This is a genomic window from Neobacillus drentensis (genome assembly GCF_036965245.1).
Classification (GTDB): domain Bacteria; phylum Bacillota; class Bacilli; order Bacillales; family Cytobacillaceae; genus Neobacillus; species Neobacillus drentensis_G.
This window is the reverse complement of the sequence record NZ_JBALPG010000017.1, coordinates 120,771-137,682: the sequence shown is the minus strand read 5'-3', so window position 1 is coordinate 137,682 and position 16,912 is coordinate 120,771. Positions and strand designations below refer to the sequence as shown.

Sequence of the window (16,912 nt, the reverse complement as noted above, 5' to 3'; positions counted from 1 at the left end):
CTTTATCATAGATAGCAAGGACCTATAGGTCTCCTTACTATCATTCTTCCAAAGAGAATCCTGGAGGCATTACGTATATGGAATTACTAATAGATGGACTGAAAAAAGCAATAGAAATGATCTTTTCCGGTGACAGGGAAGTTTTTGCGATTACCTGGCTGACACTTAAGGTCTGTCTCATTTCCATTCTGATTAGTAGCATCATCGGATTGCCGCTTGGAATTTTACTCGGATTAACTAGATTCAAAGGGCGCAGACTGCTCTTATTATTCATTAATATTGGTATGGGACTGCCTCCTGTTGTTGCCGGTCTTTGGATTACAATGCTGTTATGGCGCTCCGGCCCATTAGGCGACCTTACCCTACTCTATTCGCCGACAGCGATTGTAATGGCACAAATTTTAGTTAGCCTGCCAATCGTCACGAGCCTGACATGCACGGCATTCCAGCAAGTCAGCGATAAAATGCTGCTGCAAATTAAAGCACTGGGAGCAACAAAGCTGCAAACACTGGCGATTCTCATTAAGCAATTAAAAATTGCGATTTTTGCGGCAGTCATGGCCGGCTTTGGCCGCGTAATAGCTGAGGTTGGCGCCGCAATGATGGTCGGCGGAAATATTCAGGGAGATACACGCATTTTAACGACGACGATTGTGATGGAAGTTTCAAAAGGGAACTTTGACATTGCCTTAGCCCTTTCATTCATTTTATTGTCGGTTGCCCTGTTGATTACAGCCGCGTTAACATTTTTACAGCAAAGGAAGCGAATATCATGAACCCGTTAATTGAGCTGAAAGACATCACCTTTAAGGCCCATACTAAAACGATTCTTGATATTCCTGAATTTCAGATTTACGATGGTGAATTTCTTGGTATTATGGGACCAAACGGTGCTGGAAAAAGCACTCTGCTAAAGCTGGCAGCATTTCTTGAGCAACCAACGAGCGGCGATATCCTCTACCGCGGGGAGATCATTCCTAATGGAAATGCCCCGCTTGATTTACGGAGAAAGTTTTCAATAGCCCTGCAGCAATCGTTGCTTTTAGATGGCACCGTTTTTCACAATATTGCGATTGGTTTAACCTTAAGGAAAGTTTCGAAAAGTGTCATTAAGGAAAAAGTGGCCCATTGGATGGAGCTGTTTGGCATCAGCCATTTGGCGAAAAAAAATGCGCTTTATCTGTCCGGCGGAGAGGCTCAGCGCGTCAACTTAGCGCGGGCGATGATTGTTGAGCCGGAAGTTCTTTTTCTAGATGAACCCTTTTCAGCTTTAGATTTCCCAACCAAAATTAAGTTAATGGAAGATTTCAAGTGCATTACCGAAACTGCCCAAACAACGGCTGTTTTTGTCAGCCATGATCTGTTGGAGATCAATTACCTCACGAATCGCCTGGCGATTATCGTGAATGGTGAAGTAAAGCAATCCGGACCAACCCCTCAGGTCCTAGAACATCCTAACGCTTCTACTCAATCCTTCCTAAATGAGTGGAAGAAATTCTATCCCGCATTAACGGGCAGTAGATCCCCTTCCTCAAATTTTAAAAGTGTTGAAAAAGTATCATTGAGGTAGTACTGTCCGAAAATGCAGGATTGCTGAGATACAGTTCAACTAACCGATGCGTCAGCAAAGGTTAGTTGAACCCTATCCCTTAGCACGTTAATTTGCAGTTCCATCTGGAGCTGCTTTTTTTTATCCCGCATTAAAGGGAAGTAAGACTCCACCATCAAGACTTTGAGAGAACCAATCAGGGGCAATTGTGGGATCAACTGCCCTAAGTGAGATACAGTGAAACTTGCCGATGTACTTTTCATCGGATTAATTGAACCAACCGTGTTCATACTGTCTCTTTATCTAGTGAATAGCCTTGATTTTAGAGACAGTAGAACGTGACTAACAATCAGTGGAGGTGAAAAAAACCACACTGGTTGAAGTTTCACTTTTATTTGCTTTAAAATTCCTTGAAGCATAAAATAGGAAATACATAGGTAACTGGGTTTTAAGGGGGAGTTTTACATGAAATATGCAATTATTACCGGAGCATCAAAAGGGTTAGGCGAGGCAATTACAACGCGGCTCATTCATGAACAAATCGCCGTTGTTTCGGTTTCTCGGACAGAGAATGAAGAAATAAAAAGACTTGCAATAGAAAAAGGAATTGAATATAAATACTTTTCCTGTAACCTTTCATTAGAAAAAGAAGTTCAGGAAGTCTTTATGGAGATTGCCCATTATATTTTTCAAAAGGATCCAAAGGAAATTCTTCTTTTTAATAACGCCGGTGTGATTGAGCCCATCCAGACGGTTGGTAATTTAGATCAAACTCCAGTCATTCGGAACATCCAGGTAAATTTAACCGCACCCATTCTTATTACCAATTTATTTTTGAGCAAGGCTCAGTTAACCAATACAAAGATAACGGTGATCAATGTTACTTCAGGTGCAGCGGTTCGTTCAATTGAAGGCTGGAGTGTTTATTGCAGTTCCAAGGCTGGGTTAAATATGTTCACGCAAACGGCCGCAATTGAGCAAGCGGAAAGGAAAACAAACAACAAAATTATCGCTTTTAACCCTGGCGTGATGGACACAAAAATGCAGGAAGCCATCCGTTCCTCCACCAAGGAAGCGTTTAAAGACCTGGAACAATTCAAGGAATTTAAGGAAAAGAACATGCTATTACAGGCAGATGTAGTTGCTAATGCTTTAGTGGAGCTCATTCTAGGCGGTAATGTTGAAAGTGGAAAGGTATACAATATTAAAGAACTATTAAAATATAAAGAAAACTCGCCGATTGGCGAGCCCCTAAGGGCGAAGACAGAGGCGTAGTTGCACTTATGCGTTAGGAAAGTGTAAATTTGAAAAATTTATACTTTCCTATTAGCGTACAAAAAGGCCGCTTCGAGTTTAGCAGCCTTTTTAGTCTTTCTGTGGAAACCACAAGGTAATACTAGTTCCCTTATTCAACCTGCTTTTTACCTTAATGATGCCTTTATGGGCATCCATTAACGCCTTTACAATGGAAAGACCGATGCCGATCCCCCCTGTTTTGCGATCGCGGGATTTGTCACCGCGATAGAACCGTTCAAAAATATGCGGGATATCCTCCTCTTTCATTCCTGAGCCTTCATCTTGAATCTTGAAGCCCACAAATCCATCCATTTCCGTAACCACTGAAATCGTAACATTCTTTCCCTCAGGCGTGTATTTCAGGGCATTATTAAGGACATTGGAGAGGATTTGCATCAATCGGTCTTTGTCCGCCTCAAATATTTCCTCCTGAGCAAGTTCTTCAATTCGAAGACCAACGCCTTTTTCTTTAAAAATAGGTAAAAACATTTCCCATAACGCTGCTAACACACTTCCGGCTTCCAGTTCCATTTTTTCAAGCCTGATTTGCGGGTTCTCAGCAGCAAGCAATTTTTCTAACTCGTTTACAAGCCGTACTAAGCGCATCAATTCTTCATGACTTACCTGAAGCCGCTGCGGGGTTGGTTCCCAAATCCCGTCCTGAAAAGCTTCAATTTGACTTCTTAGTGTTGCAAGCGGTGTCCTCAGCTCGTGTGCCAGGTCACCGGTAAATTGTTTCCGCAGCATTTCTTCCTTTGCCAATGATTCAGCAAGATTATTGAATGAAATCGCGATCTGCTTTACCTCAGTAGGCAAACCTGATAATGGAATGCGAATATCAAGATTGTGCTGCTTAAGCTCACCAGCTGCGAACGACAGCTTTTTCAATCCTGAGGTTAACTTTTTCGAAAAAAGCATACTAATGACAATCGCCAACACAATCGTTAAGCACACAGCCGCCAATATATACAATTGGATGGTTTGGATAAACGTGTATTCATCGTCAATTAAACCTTCAGGATAGATGGCAACAAGTTTTCCAATAATGGCATTGTCGACTTTCAGCGTATAGGTTTTGGAGTGCCACTCTTCCCCATTCAGTGCCGGTTCTGTTAAGCCAAAGCTATTTAGCATACCGCGAATGTTAGACGAATCCATTTGAATTTGTCCAAAACGATCATACAATTGAAAATAAAGCTGATCGGTCATCGCATGTTCATGCAGCAGTCCAAACACTGGATCGCTCGTAAAATGGCCATTTTTTCGATAATCCTTCTCAATTTCCGTGATAATTCTATCAATCTTTTTTTCACGATTCCGGTCTAAATAACTATTAAAACTTTCTTCAAAACCATATTGGATAAAAAAGCTGACAATGAAAATCCCGATCATCGAGATGAGGACTAAATAAAACAGGATCTTAGACCGGAGTGTGTGCAGCATCTTGGACCCCTCCAAATTTATAGCCCATCCCAAACACGGTTACAATAAAATCTGGCTGCCTCGAGTCTGATTCAATTTTTTTACGCAGGTTTTTGATATGGGTATCAACACTCCGTTCATAGCCTTCATAATAAATACCTTCATCTTGAATCTTTTCAAGCAAATCCATCCGGCTGTAAACCCGGCCTGGATTGACCGCCATATTGGTTAGAAGTTTATATTCAATCGGAGTTAAGGTAACATCCTCACCATTTACCGTTACTTCTTTCTTTATTAAATCAATGGCTAGTTTTTTACGGTTGAATTCGAGGCGTTCCACTTTTTCCGTCTTTTTCACACGCCTTAAAATCGCCTGGACGCGGACGACCACTTCCCGCGGGCTGAATGGCTTGGTTAAATAGTCGTCTGCTCCCATGACAATCCCATTGATGCGGTCATCCTCGGCCGATTTTGCCGTTAGCATCAGAATTGGGACATCCGACTCTTTTCGTACTAAACGGCAAACCTCTTCACCGGAAATATCAGGCAGCATTAAGTCTAAAATGATTAGGTCAGGGTCAATTGTTTTAGCCTTTTTTAAGGCATCTATTCCATTATCAGCACTATGAATTTCATAGCCTTCTCTCTCTAGGTAGGCCTCGAGAACTTCAATGATTCTGCGTTCATCGTCAACTAATAAAATTTTCATGAATCACCACTCCCCATACTATAACTATATCACCTTAAGTCTGTGATTTTTGTAACTTCACAAATTAACCACAAAATCCTCATAACATCTTCAATTTTTCCCGCTAAGATGTAATTGTAATTAGTAAGAGGTGATAACTTGAAGGACTCTCTAGCATTAAGTTATCGACTCTTTGATGCAGTCATGGTGATCGACTATCTAACTCATCCCTAATTTAACCTCTCTCTTTTATATACCAAGGGTGCTCGGAAAGGCGGGGCACCCGTATTTTTTTATGTGAAAACGGCATAAAAAAACCCTTATCGAAGTCGATAAGGATTTTTTGTGTATTTATTCGTCTTTCTTTTTAACCTCTTCTGTTAGTTCTTCAATGCTTCTTCGCACATTACCTTTACCTGAGTAGTTTTCAATCAGTTCTTTTACATCGATCCCGCTTGATGCCTTTAATGACTCTTGCAGGCTCGCCATTAAGTTAGTCGCATAACTAGTAATTTTATTGGCACCGCCATTTTCTCCTGAACCGCCGCCAGTATCGACAACGGTAATTTTATCAATATTAGATAATGGAGCTGCCACTTGCTTCGCATATTCAGGAAGCATTTTGACCACCATGTCGAGAATAGCTGCTTGACCGAATTGCTCGAATGCTTCGGCGATTTTTTCCTTTGCTTCGGCTTCTGCCAAACCTTTTAGGCGGATAATTTCTGCTTCTGAGGACCCTTGAGCCTTTTGTGCTTCTGCTTTGGCAAGACCGTCGAGGCGAATCCGTTCTGCTTCCGCCTTTGCCATAGCTTCGATACGGTATTTATTGGCTTCCGCCTCTGCAATTTCTCTAGCCTTATTAGCTGCTGCAGATTGCTCGACGGAATAACGGTCAGCATCGGCTTTTTTCTTCACTTCAGAATCATATTGGCGTTCACGGCGAAGAATTTCTTTTTCTTCTAATTCGATTTGCTTTTGTCTTTCAATGATCTTGATTTGCATTTCTTGTTCCATTACGTCCTGCTTGGAACGTGCACTTTCAAGGTCGTAAGCTTGGTCGGCCTTTGCTTTTGCGATATCCTGTTCACGGCGGAATTCCGCAATTTTCAGTTGATTGATTTTTTCTGCTTCGGCAATTTCTGTTGCCCGCTCTAATTCATTACGCTTTGCCTCCTTAGAAGCTTCTGCTTTTTTGATACGGGTTTCTTTTTCTGCTTCAGCTGTGGCAATATCGGCATCTCTTCTAACCTGAGCAATTCGCGGTTTACCAAGGGAATCAAGGTAGCCATTTTTGTCCCGAACATCTTTAATCGTGAACGATACAATAACGAGTCCCATTTTTGCAAGATCCTGTGACGCAACTCTTTGAACCTCTTGAGAAAATTTATCGCGATTTTTATAGATTTCTTCAACAGTCATTGAGCCGAGAATCGATCGGAGGTGACCTTCTAGGACTTCTCTTGCTTCACTTTCGCGTTCTTCCTTTGGCTTTCCAAGGAATTGTTCAGCTGCAGTCGCAATTTCACTAATCGAGCCGCCGATTTTAATAATCGCAACACCATCGGCCATGACCGGTACACCCTGCTCTGTGTAAACCTCAGGTGTAGTAACTTCTAGTTTACTAGATAACAAGCTTAAAGGCTTTGCTTGTTGAAATACTGGTAAAATAAAGCTACCGCCACCCCGGATAATTTTGACTTTATTTCCTGATTCGTCTACGTGTACATTTCCGTTTCCAAGAAAGCTTCCTGTAACAATTAGAGCCTCATCCGGCCCGGCAGTTCTGTACTTAGTGATAAAGACACCGATTAAAGCAATTAAAATAAGTGCAACAATCCCAATAATAATCCAAATAACGTTAAATTCCATTTCTTAAAACCCCCTTATAAAAATTTCTCTAATTGATGATGAACTGTTACTTCGAGGACTCCATTTTTCACCTGGACAACGAGTACACTCGTGCCATTTGGAATCTCGTCACCATCAAAGCTTGATGCCGGTTTTGCTATTCTTCCACTCGTACTGTCAATCATCACTTCGCCATAACCGTCAGCTGGAATCGTCGTGATGACAGTCCCAATCCGGCCTTGCAAATCAGATTCTTTATAAACAAGTGACTCCTCCGCAGAAGATAACGGTACGAGAACAAAGACATTTAATAGGGTAACAACAACAAAGGCGATTACTGCCGAGATAGCTAAAATGAGTAAATAATGTAATGATGATAGCTTTTCAAATAAGTAGCCGCTCGCAGACAGAATGGTCACGAAGGCAAAAATCAAGACAGGGTTAAGGAAGTCCAGTCCGCCATCCCCAGCTCCGTGAAAATGAAACACATCTGCAAATAAAACATATAAAACCGTTAATACACCCGAAATGATTAGTCCATACAAATAAATCGTTTCTAAAGGTATGCTGAAAGGTTCCATGTGCATCATTCCTTATTTTTTATTATGGTGAAGAATACAAAGGAAAGTGTACTGTGGTCTATGATTTCAAAAAATTTTAGGCATGGAGCATCCTTCCCTTCCCCTGAGTTATGTAATATTAGGTAATACGGATGAAAATGTAAAAGGTTTCACACTTAAACCAATTTTATCATTATTTGCCAATTTAGAACATAACAATCTTCGACAAAATTTGGATATTTGTACTGGATGCAAAGAATTTTGAACATTGCTAGCTTTGTTGTCACTATAGGAGCTTCTTTTTTTGGGGGGAATGGAACCTCTTTAATTTACCACTCGATCCACTTTTTCCGTTTATATTCACGTAGTACCCTTCTAGCTGACCGACGAATCCTTTCTTCCCGTTTACTTTCACTTAAACACAAAAAAAGTGCCATAGCAACTTAAGCTACAGCACCTTACTGAATCAGATTCAAAAACTTCTTTGTTCTTTCTTCTTTAGGATTGGTGAAGATTTCATTCGGCTTGTCTCGTTCGACAATAACTCCCTGATCCATAAAAATGACCTCATCGGCAGCTTCACGGGCAAAGCGCATTTCATGGGTCACAACGATCATTGTCATCCCATCCCTGGCAAGATCCTTCATTACTTTTAATACTTCACCGACAAGCTCAGGATCAAGCGCCGAGGTTGGTTCATCAAACAGCATGACTTCCGGCTCCATCGCTAATGCCCGGGCAATCCCGACACGCTGCTGTTGACCCCCCGAAAGCTGAGTGGGATAGTAATCCTTCTTATCACCAAGACCAACCTTTTCTAATAAGGCATGCGCTTTTTTGCGTGCAGTGTCTTTATTCTCCCCTTTTACAATCACTGGTCCTTCCATAACATTCTCAAGAGCAGTTTTATGAGGAAAAAGATTATAACCTTGAAAAACCATTCCTGTTAAGCGGCGGAATGAAGCGATATTTTTTTTCGGAACGTTTTTAGAAAAATCCAGGCTTTGGCCTTCGATGGAAATGACACCTTTTGTGGGGATTTCCAACACATTTAAACAGCGGAGCATGGTTGTCTTTCCGGAACCTGACGGCCCGATGACAACAACTACTTTCCCTTTTTCAACCTCGAGGTCAATTCCTTTTAAAACCTCTAATTGACCAAATTGTTTATACAAACCTTTAATAGATATCATCGTAAAACCCCCTTTCCCCGTACATTCTTAAGATGCGTAACGATCCAGTCTCTTTTCCATAAATCCTTGTATTAAAGAAAGGAAAAAGCAAATAACCCAATAAAGAAATGCTGCTTCGGAATAGACCAATAAAAATTCATAATTGGTTGAAGCAATTTCCTGGGCGCGGCGAAACATCTCGGTTACAAGCACGAGTGAAGCAAGCGAGGTATCTTTTACAAGACTAATAAAAGTATTCGATAACGGCGGAATCGATACTTTTACAGCCTGGGGCAGAATAATTCTTTTTAATGCTTGTGTATAGGTCATACCAATCGAATAGCCTGCTTCCCACTGACCTTTTGGGATGGAAAGAATCGCAGCACGAATTATTTCTGATGCGTACGCACCAACACTTAAGGAAAAGCCAATTACAGCAGAAATAAATGGATCAAGCGTAATTCCGATATTTGGAAGACCATAAAAAATAATAAATAATTGCACCAATAATGGCGTTCCGCGAATAGCAGAAACAAAGACTCTTGCAACAATTTGAAAAAACTTAACATGAGAAATACGGGCAAGGGCTGTCAGAACAGCCAAAATCAACCCAATAATAAACGAAATAATAGTTAAAGGGATGGTATTCATAATAGCTCCCTCCAGCAGCGGCTGAAGGGAGGTTTTGGCGATATCGATTAATCTCGCTGTTCTTTCCGGGTCAGCAAAAATACTATTTAAGTACATCTACACCAAACCATTTCTCAGAGATTTTTTTGTAAGTGCCATCATCGACCATGTCTTTTAATGCTTTATTTACTGCATCTACAAGTGTGTCATTTTTCTTCCTAAACATAAATCCACTAGATGAGACATCCTCGGCAGTTGCAACAATTTTGATTGGTGCATCTGGCTTTTGCTTTGTATAATCCAAATAGGCAATTTTATCATTGACGGTTACATCGACACGTTTCTGTGCAATCAGTTCAACTGCTTGTTGGAAACCATCTACACCGACAATATTAGCACCGTTCTTTTTTGCAATATCTGCATAGTTACTCGTCAAGGATTGAGCAGAATTTAATCCCTTCATGTCCGCAAATGATTTTACTTTATCATTGTCTTTTGAGGCGATTAACACAGCAGCAGAGGTAATATAAGGATCAGAGAAATCGTACTTTTTCTGACGGTCGGGACGAATTCCAACCTGGTTTGCTACCATATCAAAACGCTTCGCATCAAGACCGGCAAACATCGCATCCCATTGTGTTTCCTTGAACTCTGCCTTCACGCCTAAACGCTTGGCTACTTCTTCTGCAACCTCAACATCAAATCCGGTTAGCTTTCCATTTGCATCATGGAACGTAAAAGGAGCATACGTACCTTCAGTACCAATGATAAGCTTTCCTTCATCTTTTACTTTTTTCAATAAATCCTGATTAGCCTTTTCAGCCGGCTTGTTGTCTTTAGCGGCATTATTATCCTTACCGCATGCAGACAAAACAAACATAAAACTTAGTAAGAGTGCAAAAATAACTGTTATTTTTTTCATCTCGTAACATAAACCCCCTAATTCTGATTGTTTTTCTAGGATTTAATAATCATATTATATCCCTTCCAATCTGTCAAAAGAAAAAATCAAATAGAATAAATTTATTTTACCCTTTTAGAAAAAATAAAAACCTATCAGAGAATTACTGACAGGTTAAGCTGATAACGCCTCTTTTTGTTTAACTTTATCGTGCCTTTTCATTAATGGACCGTAGAAAAGAATCCCGCTTGCTATCAAGATTATTCCATAAATAAATGTTTTTATGTCCGCTGTTCCAGCGATTATAATCCAAATGGAATAAATTGTGGAAAGAAGAGCGATGATTCCATCTGCGATTCTTGATCGATCACTCTTATACGTTTCTCCGGTAATAACTAATTTAAGCTGGTAAATGGATGAAATAAAGTAAGGTACTAAATAGGCTAGAGTAGCTATCAGAATAATGAAATCGAAAGCACCTGATATCGACTTTGATACCGTTGAAAAAATAAATAACTGACCAATTCCACTTGTCAAAAGAAGAGAAAAGGATGGTAACCCCTTTTTATTTTCTTTTAAAAAAGCAGGAAGAAATAACCCTTGTTTTGCTGCTTGATAGGGAACTTCGGCACTTAGCATTACCCAGCCAATCGTTGATCCAAATAAACTGATTAAGCCGATTCCAGCTAACACTTTGCCGCTTAACGGTCCTAAAACAGATTGTATCGCGTCAATCATGGGCTTGTCAGAGTGAATTAGTGTGTTTTGATCTAACATCCCCATTACAAGTGTGCTAATCCCCATATAAATGGCTAAGGCAATAAATAAACCAAGAACCGTCGCCCGTTTCACATCCGTCTGTTTTTTAGCACGGCCGGCAAACACAACCGCTGACTCGATGCCAATAAACGCCCACAATGTGTTTACGGCTGCATTGTTGACTTGAGACATTATTCCAAGGGCGTGTCCTGCCTCGTCTGCCCTCACTGCCACAAACGGCAGGATATTGCTTTTTTCAAAGGCAAACAATCCAATAATGATAAACAAGAAAAAACCGATGACCTTTGCCGCTGTCGCAACAAAATTTAATTTCCCGGCACTTTCCATTCCGCGCATAATGATTAAGTGAATTCCCCATAACATAACCGTACAAACGATAAACGTTAGTCCATTGCCAACCATGAGGGTAAAGCCGCCAATGGTAAACCATGGGGTCTTGCTTGTTAAAATCGGAAAGAAAGTTGATAGATAACCGGCGAAGGTTGTAATAACAGCCACAATTCCGGCAAGATTTCCGACCCAGTATCCCCAGGACGACATAAAGCCCGCTAAAATTGATGCCTGTGAACCTGGTTTAAATAGCTCCTTGGCATAAATTTGCGGCCCGCCTGTTAAGTTTGGCTTGCGAATCGCTAAATTTCCAAATACTAGGGCAATCATCAAAACACCGAAGCCGGTTAACAGCCACGCCATAATGACCCCAGCCGGACTAGCTGCCTCTGATAATGATCTTGGCAGCATGAAAATCCCTGAACCTACCATATTTCCAACCACAAGTGCCGTTAATACCCAAAACCCTAATTTATTTGTCTTCCCCATTGTGAGAACCCCTCTCGATGCATTCATCTCTTTTATGATTTCCGAATAATGATTATGTTACTAGAATACGCTCGAGCATATCCTTTGTCAATGGAAAATTTTATCGTGATAAAGCATTAGAGAGTTAAAATATTAGTATTAAAAAAATGTACACATGTTGTTACTTTTTAAAGGATCAATATTCAAAAAAGAGACTGCCCTTTATTAGGCAATCTCTTCACTCCGCATTTTTTATTTGTATGAGTTCTTTTACCCTTGATAACTGTCTAGCCCCAGCTCCTTAGAGCTCAGGGTCATAAGCCCTATTCAAGGCGCTTCCGAATTTCTTATTTCCACCAATCATCAAACATACTAGCAGGAAGTTGCCGTTTATGTACAGTGATGATATACCGCTTTTCAATCTTTTCTGCGACTTCTTTAGAAACTGACTTCCCTTCAAGATAGTCATCGAGTTCATCATAGGTTATCCCAAGCTCTGTTTCATCCGCCTGACCTGGTTTCTGGTCAAGCAGGTCTGCAGTTGGAACTTTTAAGTAAAGTCGTTCGTCTGCTCCAAGTTCTTTAAGTAAAGATTTGCCCTGCCGTTTCGTTAAGCCAGTCAATGGAAGGAGGTCTGCGCCGCCATCCCCGTACTTTGTATAGAAACCAGTAACCGCTTCTGCGGCATGATCTGTACCGATCACAAGCAGCCCTTCCATGCCGCCGATGGCATATTGAGCAATCATTCTCATTCTCGCCTTAACGTTACCTTTTTGATAATCACTTATCGGCCCGCCCTCATAACTTTGGTCATATTCTTTTTGCACTTCATCAACAGCTGCCATGATATTAAAGGTTGTTTCCCGATCAGCCTGAATAAACGCTAAAGATAGCTTAGCATCTTCCTCATCCTGTTGGACACCGTATGGAAGACGGACAGCAACAAACAGCGCATCGGTTCCTTCGTTACGCAGTTCCTCAACTGCCAGCTGGGCGAGACGTCCGGCAAGTGTCGAATCCTGGCCGCCGCTGATTCCTAATACATAGCCTTTTGCCTTTGTTTTAAGCAGGTAATTTTTTAAAAAATCAATCCGCTTTCGAATCTCCTCTTTTGGTTGAATGTCTGGTGTAACATTTAATTCCTTCATAATCAGTCCTTGTAAACTCATCCCTTGAGCCCCCTAGCTAAAATTATTGATATATGTACTTTATCATAAATGCTTTTCATTCATCATCTTATAAACGTCCTTGGCAACCTGATGAATGTCAATCCCTTTGTCTCGAACATTCAAGAGGATTGCGATTGAGGTTTTATTTTTAAAATAAACATGAAGCGATTCCCATCCCCCCACGGCACCCCTGCTATAAACCATGGAATCTAAGACATAAAGTCCTAAACCATAGTTAGATTTCGGTCCTGGAGTCAGCATTTCCTTTAAACTTTTTTTAGAAACAAGCTTTCCGCTCATTAATGCTTCATCAAATAAACATAAATCCAGAACTGTGGAATAAATATCACCGCATCCAAAAAGCAAATTAATATTCAATCTCTTTGCTGGTATCAATTGGTTTCCAAGCTTTAAATAGCCTGTTGAATAAACCGGAGGTATATCCGAAATAAAACCCGAATTCCCCATCGAAGCCTTGTTGAATATATTTTTCTGAATGTATTTATGGAGTTGTTCCCCGGTTACTTTTTCCACTATAAACCCTAGTACCAAATAATTAATATCATTGTAATCCCATTGAGTACCTGCAGGGAACCTAAACGATGTTGTATTGAGCCTTTTCACAATGACTGCAGGCTTCTTTCTACCCGAATGCCAACGAGGATCCTGGATTCCAGAGGTGTGGTTTAATAAATGGATGAGTTTGATGTTCTTCCCATTTGGAAAGTCTGGTATGAAAGTTGACACAGAATCTTGGATGGTTAATTTCCCTTGATCCTGGAGCTGCATAATACTTGTCGCAACCATCAGCTTCGTAATTGAAGCAATCGGATGTGCTGTGGATGGTTGGTTTGCGATTTGCTTTTTCCTATTTGCAAACCCCACTCCCTCTTGAAAAATAATTTCATTCTTCTTTACAATAGCAATACTGCCATTTACATGATGAGAAATTAAATATTTTCTTATTCCTTGTTGAATACTGTTTTCTGTCTGATTATTTTCATAGTTTGCTGAAACGTTATATTTGGATTTGAGTATGTTTATACTATTTTGGCAGCCTGCTGTCCCGAAGAAAATAGAAGAAAATAATAATAACCATTGAAAATTTTTTCTTCTCATTTTAAACCACTTCTTCCTTTTTCCAGTTGTTTATTCATGTACTTATTATGTATGATTAAACAATGCGTTACTCCATTTTTGCTGCTTTTAGAAGGTTTTTTCGTTTATAGAAGTAGTTTTAGGCAAAATATAAAGAATTATTGAAGAGTTGGAGGTACTAAAAATGGAAGCAAAAACGTGTAATGAATCAAGAGTCGTAAGAACGAGCAGGATTTTTCCGAATGATGTTAATAACCATAATACCTTGTTTGGCGGGAAGTTACTTAGTGATATTGATATGGTTGCCTCTATTTCTGCAACAAGACATTCCAGGGCTGAATGCGTAACGGCATCTATTGATTCTGTCGATTTCCTAAGCCCGATTACACCGAAGGATTCTGTTTGTATTGAAACCTTTGTCACATCTACTGGGACGTCTTCAATGGAGATTTTCGTCAAGGTCATTGCAGAAAAGCTAATTTCTGGTGACCGAAAAATTGCCGCCACCGCCTTTTTAACGTTTGTCGCGTTAGATGATAATGGAAAGCCATCAAAAGTCCCAGGCATTATCCCTGAAACTGAAGAAGAGAAAAAGCTTCATGAAACCAGCGAAGAAAGAGCGGAGAAGCGGAAAAAGCATCGGAAAAGCAGTAAAGAACTGGCCAGTGTTTTTACTACCCATAAACCATGGGAATAAAGGTGCCATCAAAAAAACGCAGAAAAGGTTCGTGCATATAAGCGCGAACCTAATTCAATTTCTGAGGATCTTTATTCCCAATCACGGCAACAATATATTCACCTTCATGAAGCCCATTTCCTATTCTGCTGGTGATTCACTGCGGTTTTGCCATGTCATCACGCCATCCTCTTCATCAATCTCGATTGTGACATCGACGACCCCTCTTTCCGCCATAATTTTTTCCTCTAAACGGTCTTTAATATCATCAGCGGCAGCAACAGTTAAACCTGGATCTATTTCAATTTCCAATTCAACGTGCAGGTCTTCTCCCTCTTTAATGACAGTAATGTCCTGAATGTCCTTTACATCAGGATCTTCCATAACAAGTACCCCGATTTTGTTTTCCATTTCCTCATCTGCCTGCCCAATTACACCCGCAGCATTGTCTAAAAAGACCTTCCCAACCACAAAAAACATCATCGCACCAATCAGCATCGAAGCAATCCCCTCTAACTGATGGAAATTTGTAAAGTGGGCAAGCACAACGGCTAATATCGCTAACAATCCGCCCAAAGTTGCCACAAGGTCTTCCATAAACACAAGCTTTGTCGCCGGTTTTGCTTTTCCTAAATTGGCAAAACTTTTTACAATAACACTCGGACCACTTACTTTTACATCAATATCATGTAATATTTCTTTCATTGCTTTAAACAAGACAAATGTTTCAAGAATCGTTGAAACGGCTAGAACAAGAATATTAATCATAAACCCGCCGGACTTTGTTGGATGTAAAACATGGTGCCATCCTTCTTTAATAGTTTCAAACGCCATAATGCCGACAATCAACACTGCGCCCAAAAGAACTAAATTTACTAAGCGGCCAAATCCATTTGGAAATTTTTCTGTTGGCGCCTTCTTACTTAAGGCTGATCCGATAAACACAAATAACTGATTGGCTGCATCCCCGAGACTATGCATCGTTTCGGCAAACATCGCAACATTTCCAGTATACAAAAAGGCAACACCTTTAATAATCGAAATAATTGTATTAATAATGGCGGCAAGCATGGCCGACTTATTTCCGCGTTTCAAAAGCTGTAATAATTCTCCCATCGAATCCTCTTTTCTTAAATATTATTAAATTGTCCTACTTTAATATTTTCTAACATACCATATTTCATTAATAATTGATGTATTGCAAAAGGAAATTTTCCCAAAATGATGATAAAATGAGGAAAAATGCTAGGAGGGTTCCAAAATGACATTAGATGAAATCATGTGGAAGCTTGCAGAGTTAGGAACAGAGCAAACGAAAAAAACGTTTATCAACCATGGTGCACAAGGATCCCTTTTCGGGGTAAAGGTGGGCGATTTAAAAAAGCTGGTGAAGCCGGTTAAAAAAGATCAAGAGTTAGCATTGGCATTATACAATACTGGCAATTCCGATGCCATGTATTTAGCAGGGCTTTCCGTCAACCCAAAATTGATGACGGAAGAAACGCTTCAAGATTGGGTTAAGCATGCCAACTGGTATATGCATGCCGAATATACGGTGGCAAGAGCCGCCGCTGAAAGCCCCTATGCACTTGACCTGGCACGGGAATGGATGAAATCAGATGTAGAAATGACGGCCGTAGCCGGGTGGAGTACATATGCGAATTACTTATCGATTACAGCTGATGAAAAATTAGACCTAAAGGAAATTCGTACCCTTTTACAGCAAGTGGAAGCCACCATTCACAAAGAAAAAAACCGTGTCCGTTATGTGATGAATGGCTTTGTAATCAGTGTTGGGGCCTATGTTACGGCATTGCATGAGGAAGCAAAAAAGGTGGCTGAAAAGATTGGCAAGGTACATGTCGATGTCGGGAATACAGCTTGTAAAGTGCCTTTAGCAGGCGAGTACATTAAAAAAATTGAGCTTCGGGGCAAGATTGGAGTTAAGAAGAAAACCTGTATTTGTTAAAGGTAATTTAAAAATCTATTGTGTCTAAGTATGAAAACAGCCCCTGGCTCAGCGCGCAGGGGCCCTCTTCATTAAACGTTCTTTAGGACCAAATATAAGCGGTTATTTCTTTCGTTCTGTTCTTCAACCGATGCTAAATCATATTTTTTTAAGAGATGAAAAACTTCATTTAAAATAGCTTGTGTATGATCTTTGGTAAAAAACTGATTAAATAACGGCTTCATCTCCTCAGGTAAAAAAGCTGCTTGGGATTCGTATTTACTTATAACATCTTCCTGCGAGTGATCTAGCTTGCAGTCGCTCATAAAGAAATCCTCCTTATAAAGTTCATACTTTTAGAATAGCAGAAATCA

Annotated in this window: 18 protein-coding genes; 5 read left to right on the top strand and 13 right to left on the bottom strand. The window is 40.3% G+C overall.

The genetic code is table 11. From position 1 onward, the window contains the following. Window positions 1-77 precede the first annotated feature (77 nt). Window positions 78-776, top strand: coding sequence for an ABC transporter permease (locus tag V7150_RS04865; protein WP_335514242.1), 699 nt, complete (start codon window positions 78-80; stop codon window positions 774-776). Continuing rightward, on the top strand, window positions 773-1,570 hold the full coding sequence (locus V7150_RS04860) for an ABC transporter ATP-binding protein (RefSeq protein WP_335514239.1): 798 nt from the start codon (window positions 773-775) through the stop codon (window positions 1,568-1,570). The genes V7150_RS04865 and V7150_RS04860 overlap by 4 nt, the downstream gene beginning before the upstream one ends. A 35-nt stretch (window positions 1,571-1,605) precedes the next feature. On the opposite strand, the gene V7150_RS04855 is transcribed toward V7150_RS04860, so the two are convergent. Further along, the gene (locus V7150_RS04855; protein WP_335514236.1) at window positions 1,606-1,839 is read right to left on the bottom strand and encodes a hypothetical protein; all 234 of its coding nucleotides are present in this window, start codon (window positions 1,837-1,839) and stop codon (window positions 1,606-1,608) included. Window positions 1,840-2,014: 175 nt separating this feature from the next. On the opposite strand from V7150_RS04855, the gene V7150_RS04850 reads away from it, so the two are divergent. Further along, a complete protein-coding gene (locus V7150_RS04850; protein WP_335514234.1) occupies window positions 2,015-2,824 on the top strand; it encodes a (S)-benzoin forming benzil reductase in 810 nt (269 codons plus the stop codon). A gap of 90 nt (window positions 2,825-2,914) precedes the next feature. Here the strand turns inward: V7150_RS04850 and V7150_RS04845 are convergent, their stop codons facing one another. The 10 genes from V7150_RS04845 to V7150_RS04800 form a co-directional block, all read right to left on the bottom strand. Further along, the gene (locus V7150_RS04845; RefSeq protein WP_335514231.1) at window positions 2,915-4,288 is read right to left on the bottom strand and encodes an ATP-binding protein; all 1,374 of its coding nucleotides are present in this window, start codon (window positions 4,286-4,288) and stop codon (window positions 2,915-2,917) included. Continuing rightward, a complete protein-coding gene (locus tag V7150_RS04840; protein ID WP_335514228.1) occupies window positions 4,266-4,976 on the bottom strand; it encodes a response regulator transcription factor in 711 nt (236 codons plus the stop codon). Before V7150_RS04840 ends, V7150_RS04845 begins: the two co-directional genes overlap by 23 nt. Window positions 4,977-5,306: 330 nt before the next feature. Further along, complete coding sequence (locus V7150_RS04835; protein WP_335514227.1) at window positions 5,307-6,827, bottom strand: flotillin family protein; 1,521 nt, start codon at window positions 6,825-6,827, stop codon at window positions 5,307-5,309. Window positions 6,828-6,841: 14 nt separating this feature from the next. Continuing rightward, window positions 6,842-7,387: an NfeD family protein gene (locus V7150_RS04830; protein ID WP_335514225.1), complete on the bottom strand. Its 546-nt coding sequence runs from the start codon at window positions 7,385-7,387 to the stop codon at window positions 6,842-6,844. Between the two features lie 437 nt (window positions 7,388-7,824). Further along, the gene (locus tag V7150_RS04825; RefSeq protein ID WP_335514224.1) at window positions 7,825-8,559 is read right to left on the bottom strand and encodes an amino acid ABC transporter ATP-binding protein; all 735 of its coding nucleotides are present in this window, start codon (window positions 8,557-8,559) and stop codon (window positions 7,825-7,827) included. A 27-nt stretch (window positions 8,560-8,586) separates the two neighbouring features. Next, on the bottom strand, window positions 8,587-9,285 hold the full coding sequence (locus V7150_RS04820) for an amino acid ABC transporter permease (protein WP_335514221.1): 699 nt from the start codon (window positions 9,283-9,285) through the stop codon (window positions 8,587-8,589). After that, complete coding sequence (locus tag V7150_RS04815; RefSeq protein ID WP_335514218.1) at window positions 9,272-10,090, bottom strand: amino acid ABC transporter substrate-binding protein; 819 nt, start codon at window positions 10,088-10,090, stop codon at window positions 9,272-9,274. Before V7150_RS04815 ends, V7150_RS04820 begins: the two co-directional genes overlap by 14 nt. A 153-nt stretch (window positions 10,091-10,243) precedes the next feature. After that, window positions 10,244-11,668 (bottom strand): amino acid permease, encoded by a 1,425-nt coding sequence (locus V7150_RS04810; protein WP_335514215.1) that lies wholly within the window; start codon window positions 11,666-11,668, stop codon window positions 10,244-10,246. A 326-nt stretch (window positions 11,669-11,994) separates the two neighbouring features. Continuing rightward, window positions 11,995-12,816 (bottom strand): ammonia-dependent NAD(+) synthetase, encoded by an 822-nt coding sequence (gene nadE, locus V7150_RS04805; RefSeq protein WP_335514211.1) that lies wholly within the window; start codon window positions 12,814-12,816, stop codon window positions 11,995-11,997. Between the two features lie 42 nt (window positions 12,817-12,858). Continuing rightward, on the bottom strand, window positions 12,859-13,935 hold the full coding sequence (locus V7150_RS04800; RefSeq protein ID WP_335514209.1) for a serine hydrolase domain-containing protein: 1,077 nt from the start codon (window positions 13,933-13,935) through the stop codon (window positions 12,859-12,861). A 163-nt stretch (window positions 13,936-14,098) separates the two neighbouring features. Here V7150_RS04800 and V7150_RS04795 point away from each other — a divergent pair, with 163 nt between their 5' ends. Next, entirely contained in the window at window positions 14,099-14,611 is a 513-nt protein-coding gene (locus V7150_RS04795) for an acyl-CoA thioesterase (protein WP_335514206.1), read from the top strand. A gap of 120 nt (window positions 14,612-14,731) precedes the next feature. Here V7150_RS04795 and V7150_RS04790 read toward each other — a convergent pair whose 3' ends face one another. After that, window positions 14,732-15,706, bottom strand: a complete 975-nt coding sequence (locus V7150_RS04790; RefSeq protein WP_335514203.1) for a cation diffusion facilitator family transporter — start codon at window positions 15,704-15,706, stop codon at window positions 14,732-14,734. Window positions 15,707-15,851: 145 nt separating this feature from the next. Here V7150_RS04790 and V7150_RS04785 point away from each other — a divergent pair, with 145 nt between their 5' ends. Next, a complete protein-coding gene (locus V7150_RS04785; protein WP_335514202.1) occupies window positions 15,852-16,559 on the top strand; it encodes a DNA alkylation repair protein in 708 nt (235 codons plus the stop codon). Between the two features lie 71 nt (window positions 16,560-16,630). On the opposite strand, the gene V7150_RS04780 is transcribed toward V7150_RS04785, so the two are convergent. Continuing rightward, the gene (locus V7150_RS04780; RefSeq protein ID WP_335514199.1) at window positions 16,631-16,864 is read right to left on the bottom strand and encodes a hypothetical protein; all 234 of its coding nucleotides are present in this window, start codon (window positions 16,862-16,864) and stop codon (window positions 16,631-16,633) included. Window positions 16,865-16,912: the final 48 nt, after the last annotated feature.

Bases quoted from the DNA above. Each gene is read 5' to 3' on its own strand.
- V7150_RS04780 (WP_335514199.1), bottom strand. From the start codon at position 16,864: ATGAGCGACTGCAAGCTAGATCACTCGCAGGAAGATGTTATAAGTAAA.
- V7150_RS04815 (WP_335514218.1), bottom strand. From the start codon at position 10,090: ATGAAAAAAATAACAGTTATTTTTGCACTCTTACTAAGTTTTATGTTT.
- V7150_RS04850 (WP_335514234.1), top strand. From the start codon at position 2,015: ATGAAATATGCAATTATTACCGGAGCATCAAAAGGGTTAGGCGAGGCA.
- V7150_RS04845 (WP_335514231.1), bottom strand. From the start codon at position 4,288: ATGCTGCACACACTCCGGTCTAAGATCCTGTTTTATTTAGTCCTCATC.
- V7150_RS04825 (WP_335514224.1), bottom strand. From the start codon at position 8,559: ATGATATCTATTAAAGGTTTGTATAAACAATTTGGTCAATTAGAGGTT.
- V7150_RS04865 (WP_335514242.1), top strand. From the start codon at position 78: ATGGAATTACTAATAGATGGACTGAAAAAAGCAATAGAAATGATCTTT.
- nadE (WP_335514211.1), bottom strand. From the start codon at position 12,816: ATGAGTTTACAAGGACTGATTATGAAGGAATTAAATGTTACACCAGAC.
- V7150_RS04840 (WP_335514228.1), bottom strand. From the start codon at position 4,976: ATGAAAATTTTATTAGTTGACGATGAACGCAGAATCATTGAAGTTCTC.
- V7150_RS04855 (WP_335514236.1), bottom strand. From the start codon at position 1,839: ATGAACACGGTTGGTTCAATTAATCCGATGAAAAGTACATCGGCAAGT.
- V7150_RS04835 (WP_335514227.1), bottom strand. From the start codon at position 6,827: ATGGAATTTAACGTTATTTGGATTATTATTGGGATTGTTGCACTTATT.
- V7150_RS04810 (WP_335514215.1), bottom strand. From the start codon at position 11,668: ATGGGGAAGACAAATAAATTAGGGTTTTGGGTATTAACGGCACTTGTG.
- V7150_RS04785 (WP_335514202.1), top strand. From the start codon at position 15,852: ATGACATTAGATGAAATCATGTGGAAGCTTGCAGAGTTAGGAACAGAG.
- V7150_RS04800 (WP_335514209.1), bottom strand. From the start codon at position 13,935: ATGAGAAGAAAAAATTTTCAATGGTTATTATTATTTTCTTCTATTTTC.
- V7150_RS04830 (WP_335514225.1), bottom strand. From the start codon at position 7,387: ATGGAACCTTTCAGCATACCTTTAGAAACGATTTATTTGTATGGACTA.
- V7150_RS04820 (WP_335514221.1), bottom strand. From the start codon at position 9,285: ATGTACTTAAATAGTATTTTTGCTGACCCGGAAAGAACAGCGAGATTA.
- V7150_RS04790 (WP_335514203.1), bottom strand. From the start codon at position 15,706: ATGGGAGAATTATTACAGCTTTTGAAACGCGGAAATAAGTCGGCCATG.
- V7150_RS04795 (WP_335514206.1), top strand. From the start codon at position 14,099: ATGGAAGCAAAAACGTGTAATGAATCAAGAGTCGTAAGAACGAGCAGG.
- V7150_RS04860 (WP_335514239.1), top strand. From the start codon at position 773: ATGAACCCGTTAATTGAGCTGAAAGACATCACCTTTAAGGCCCATACT.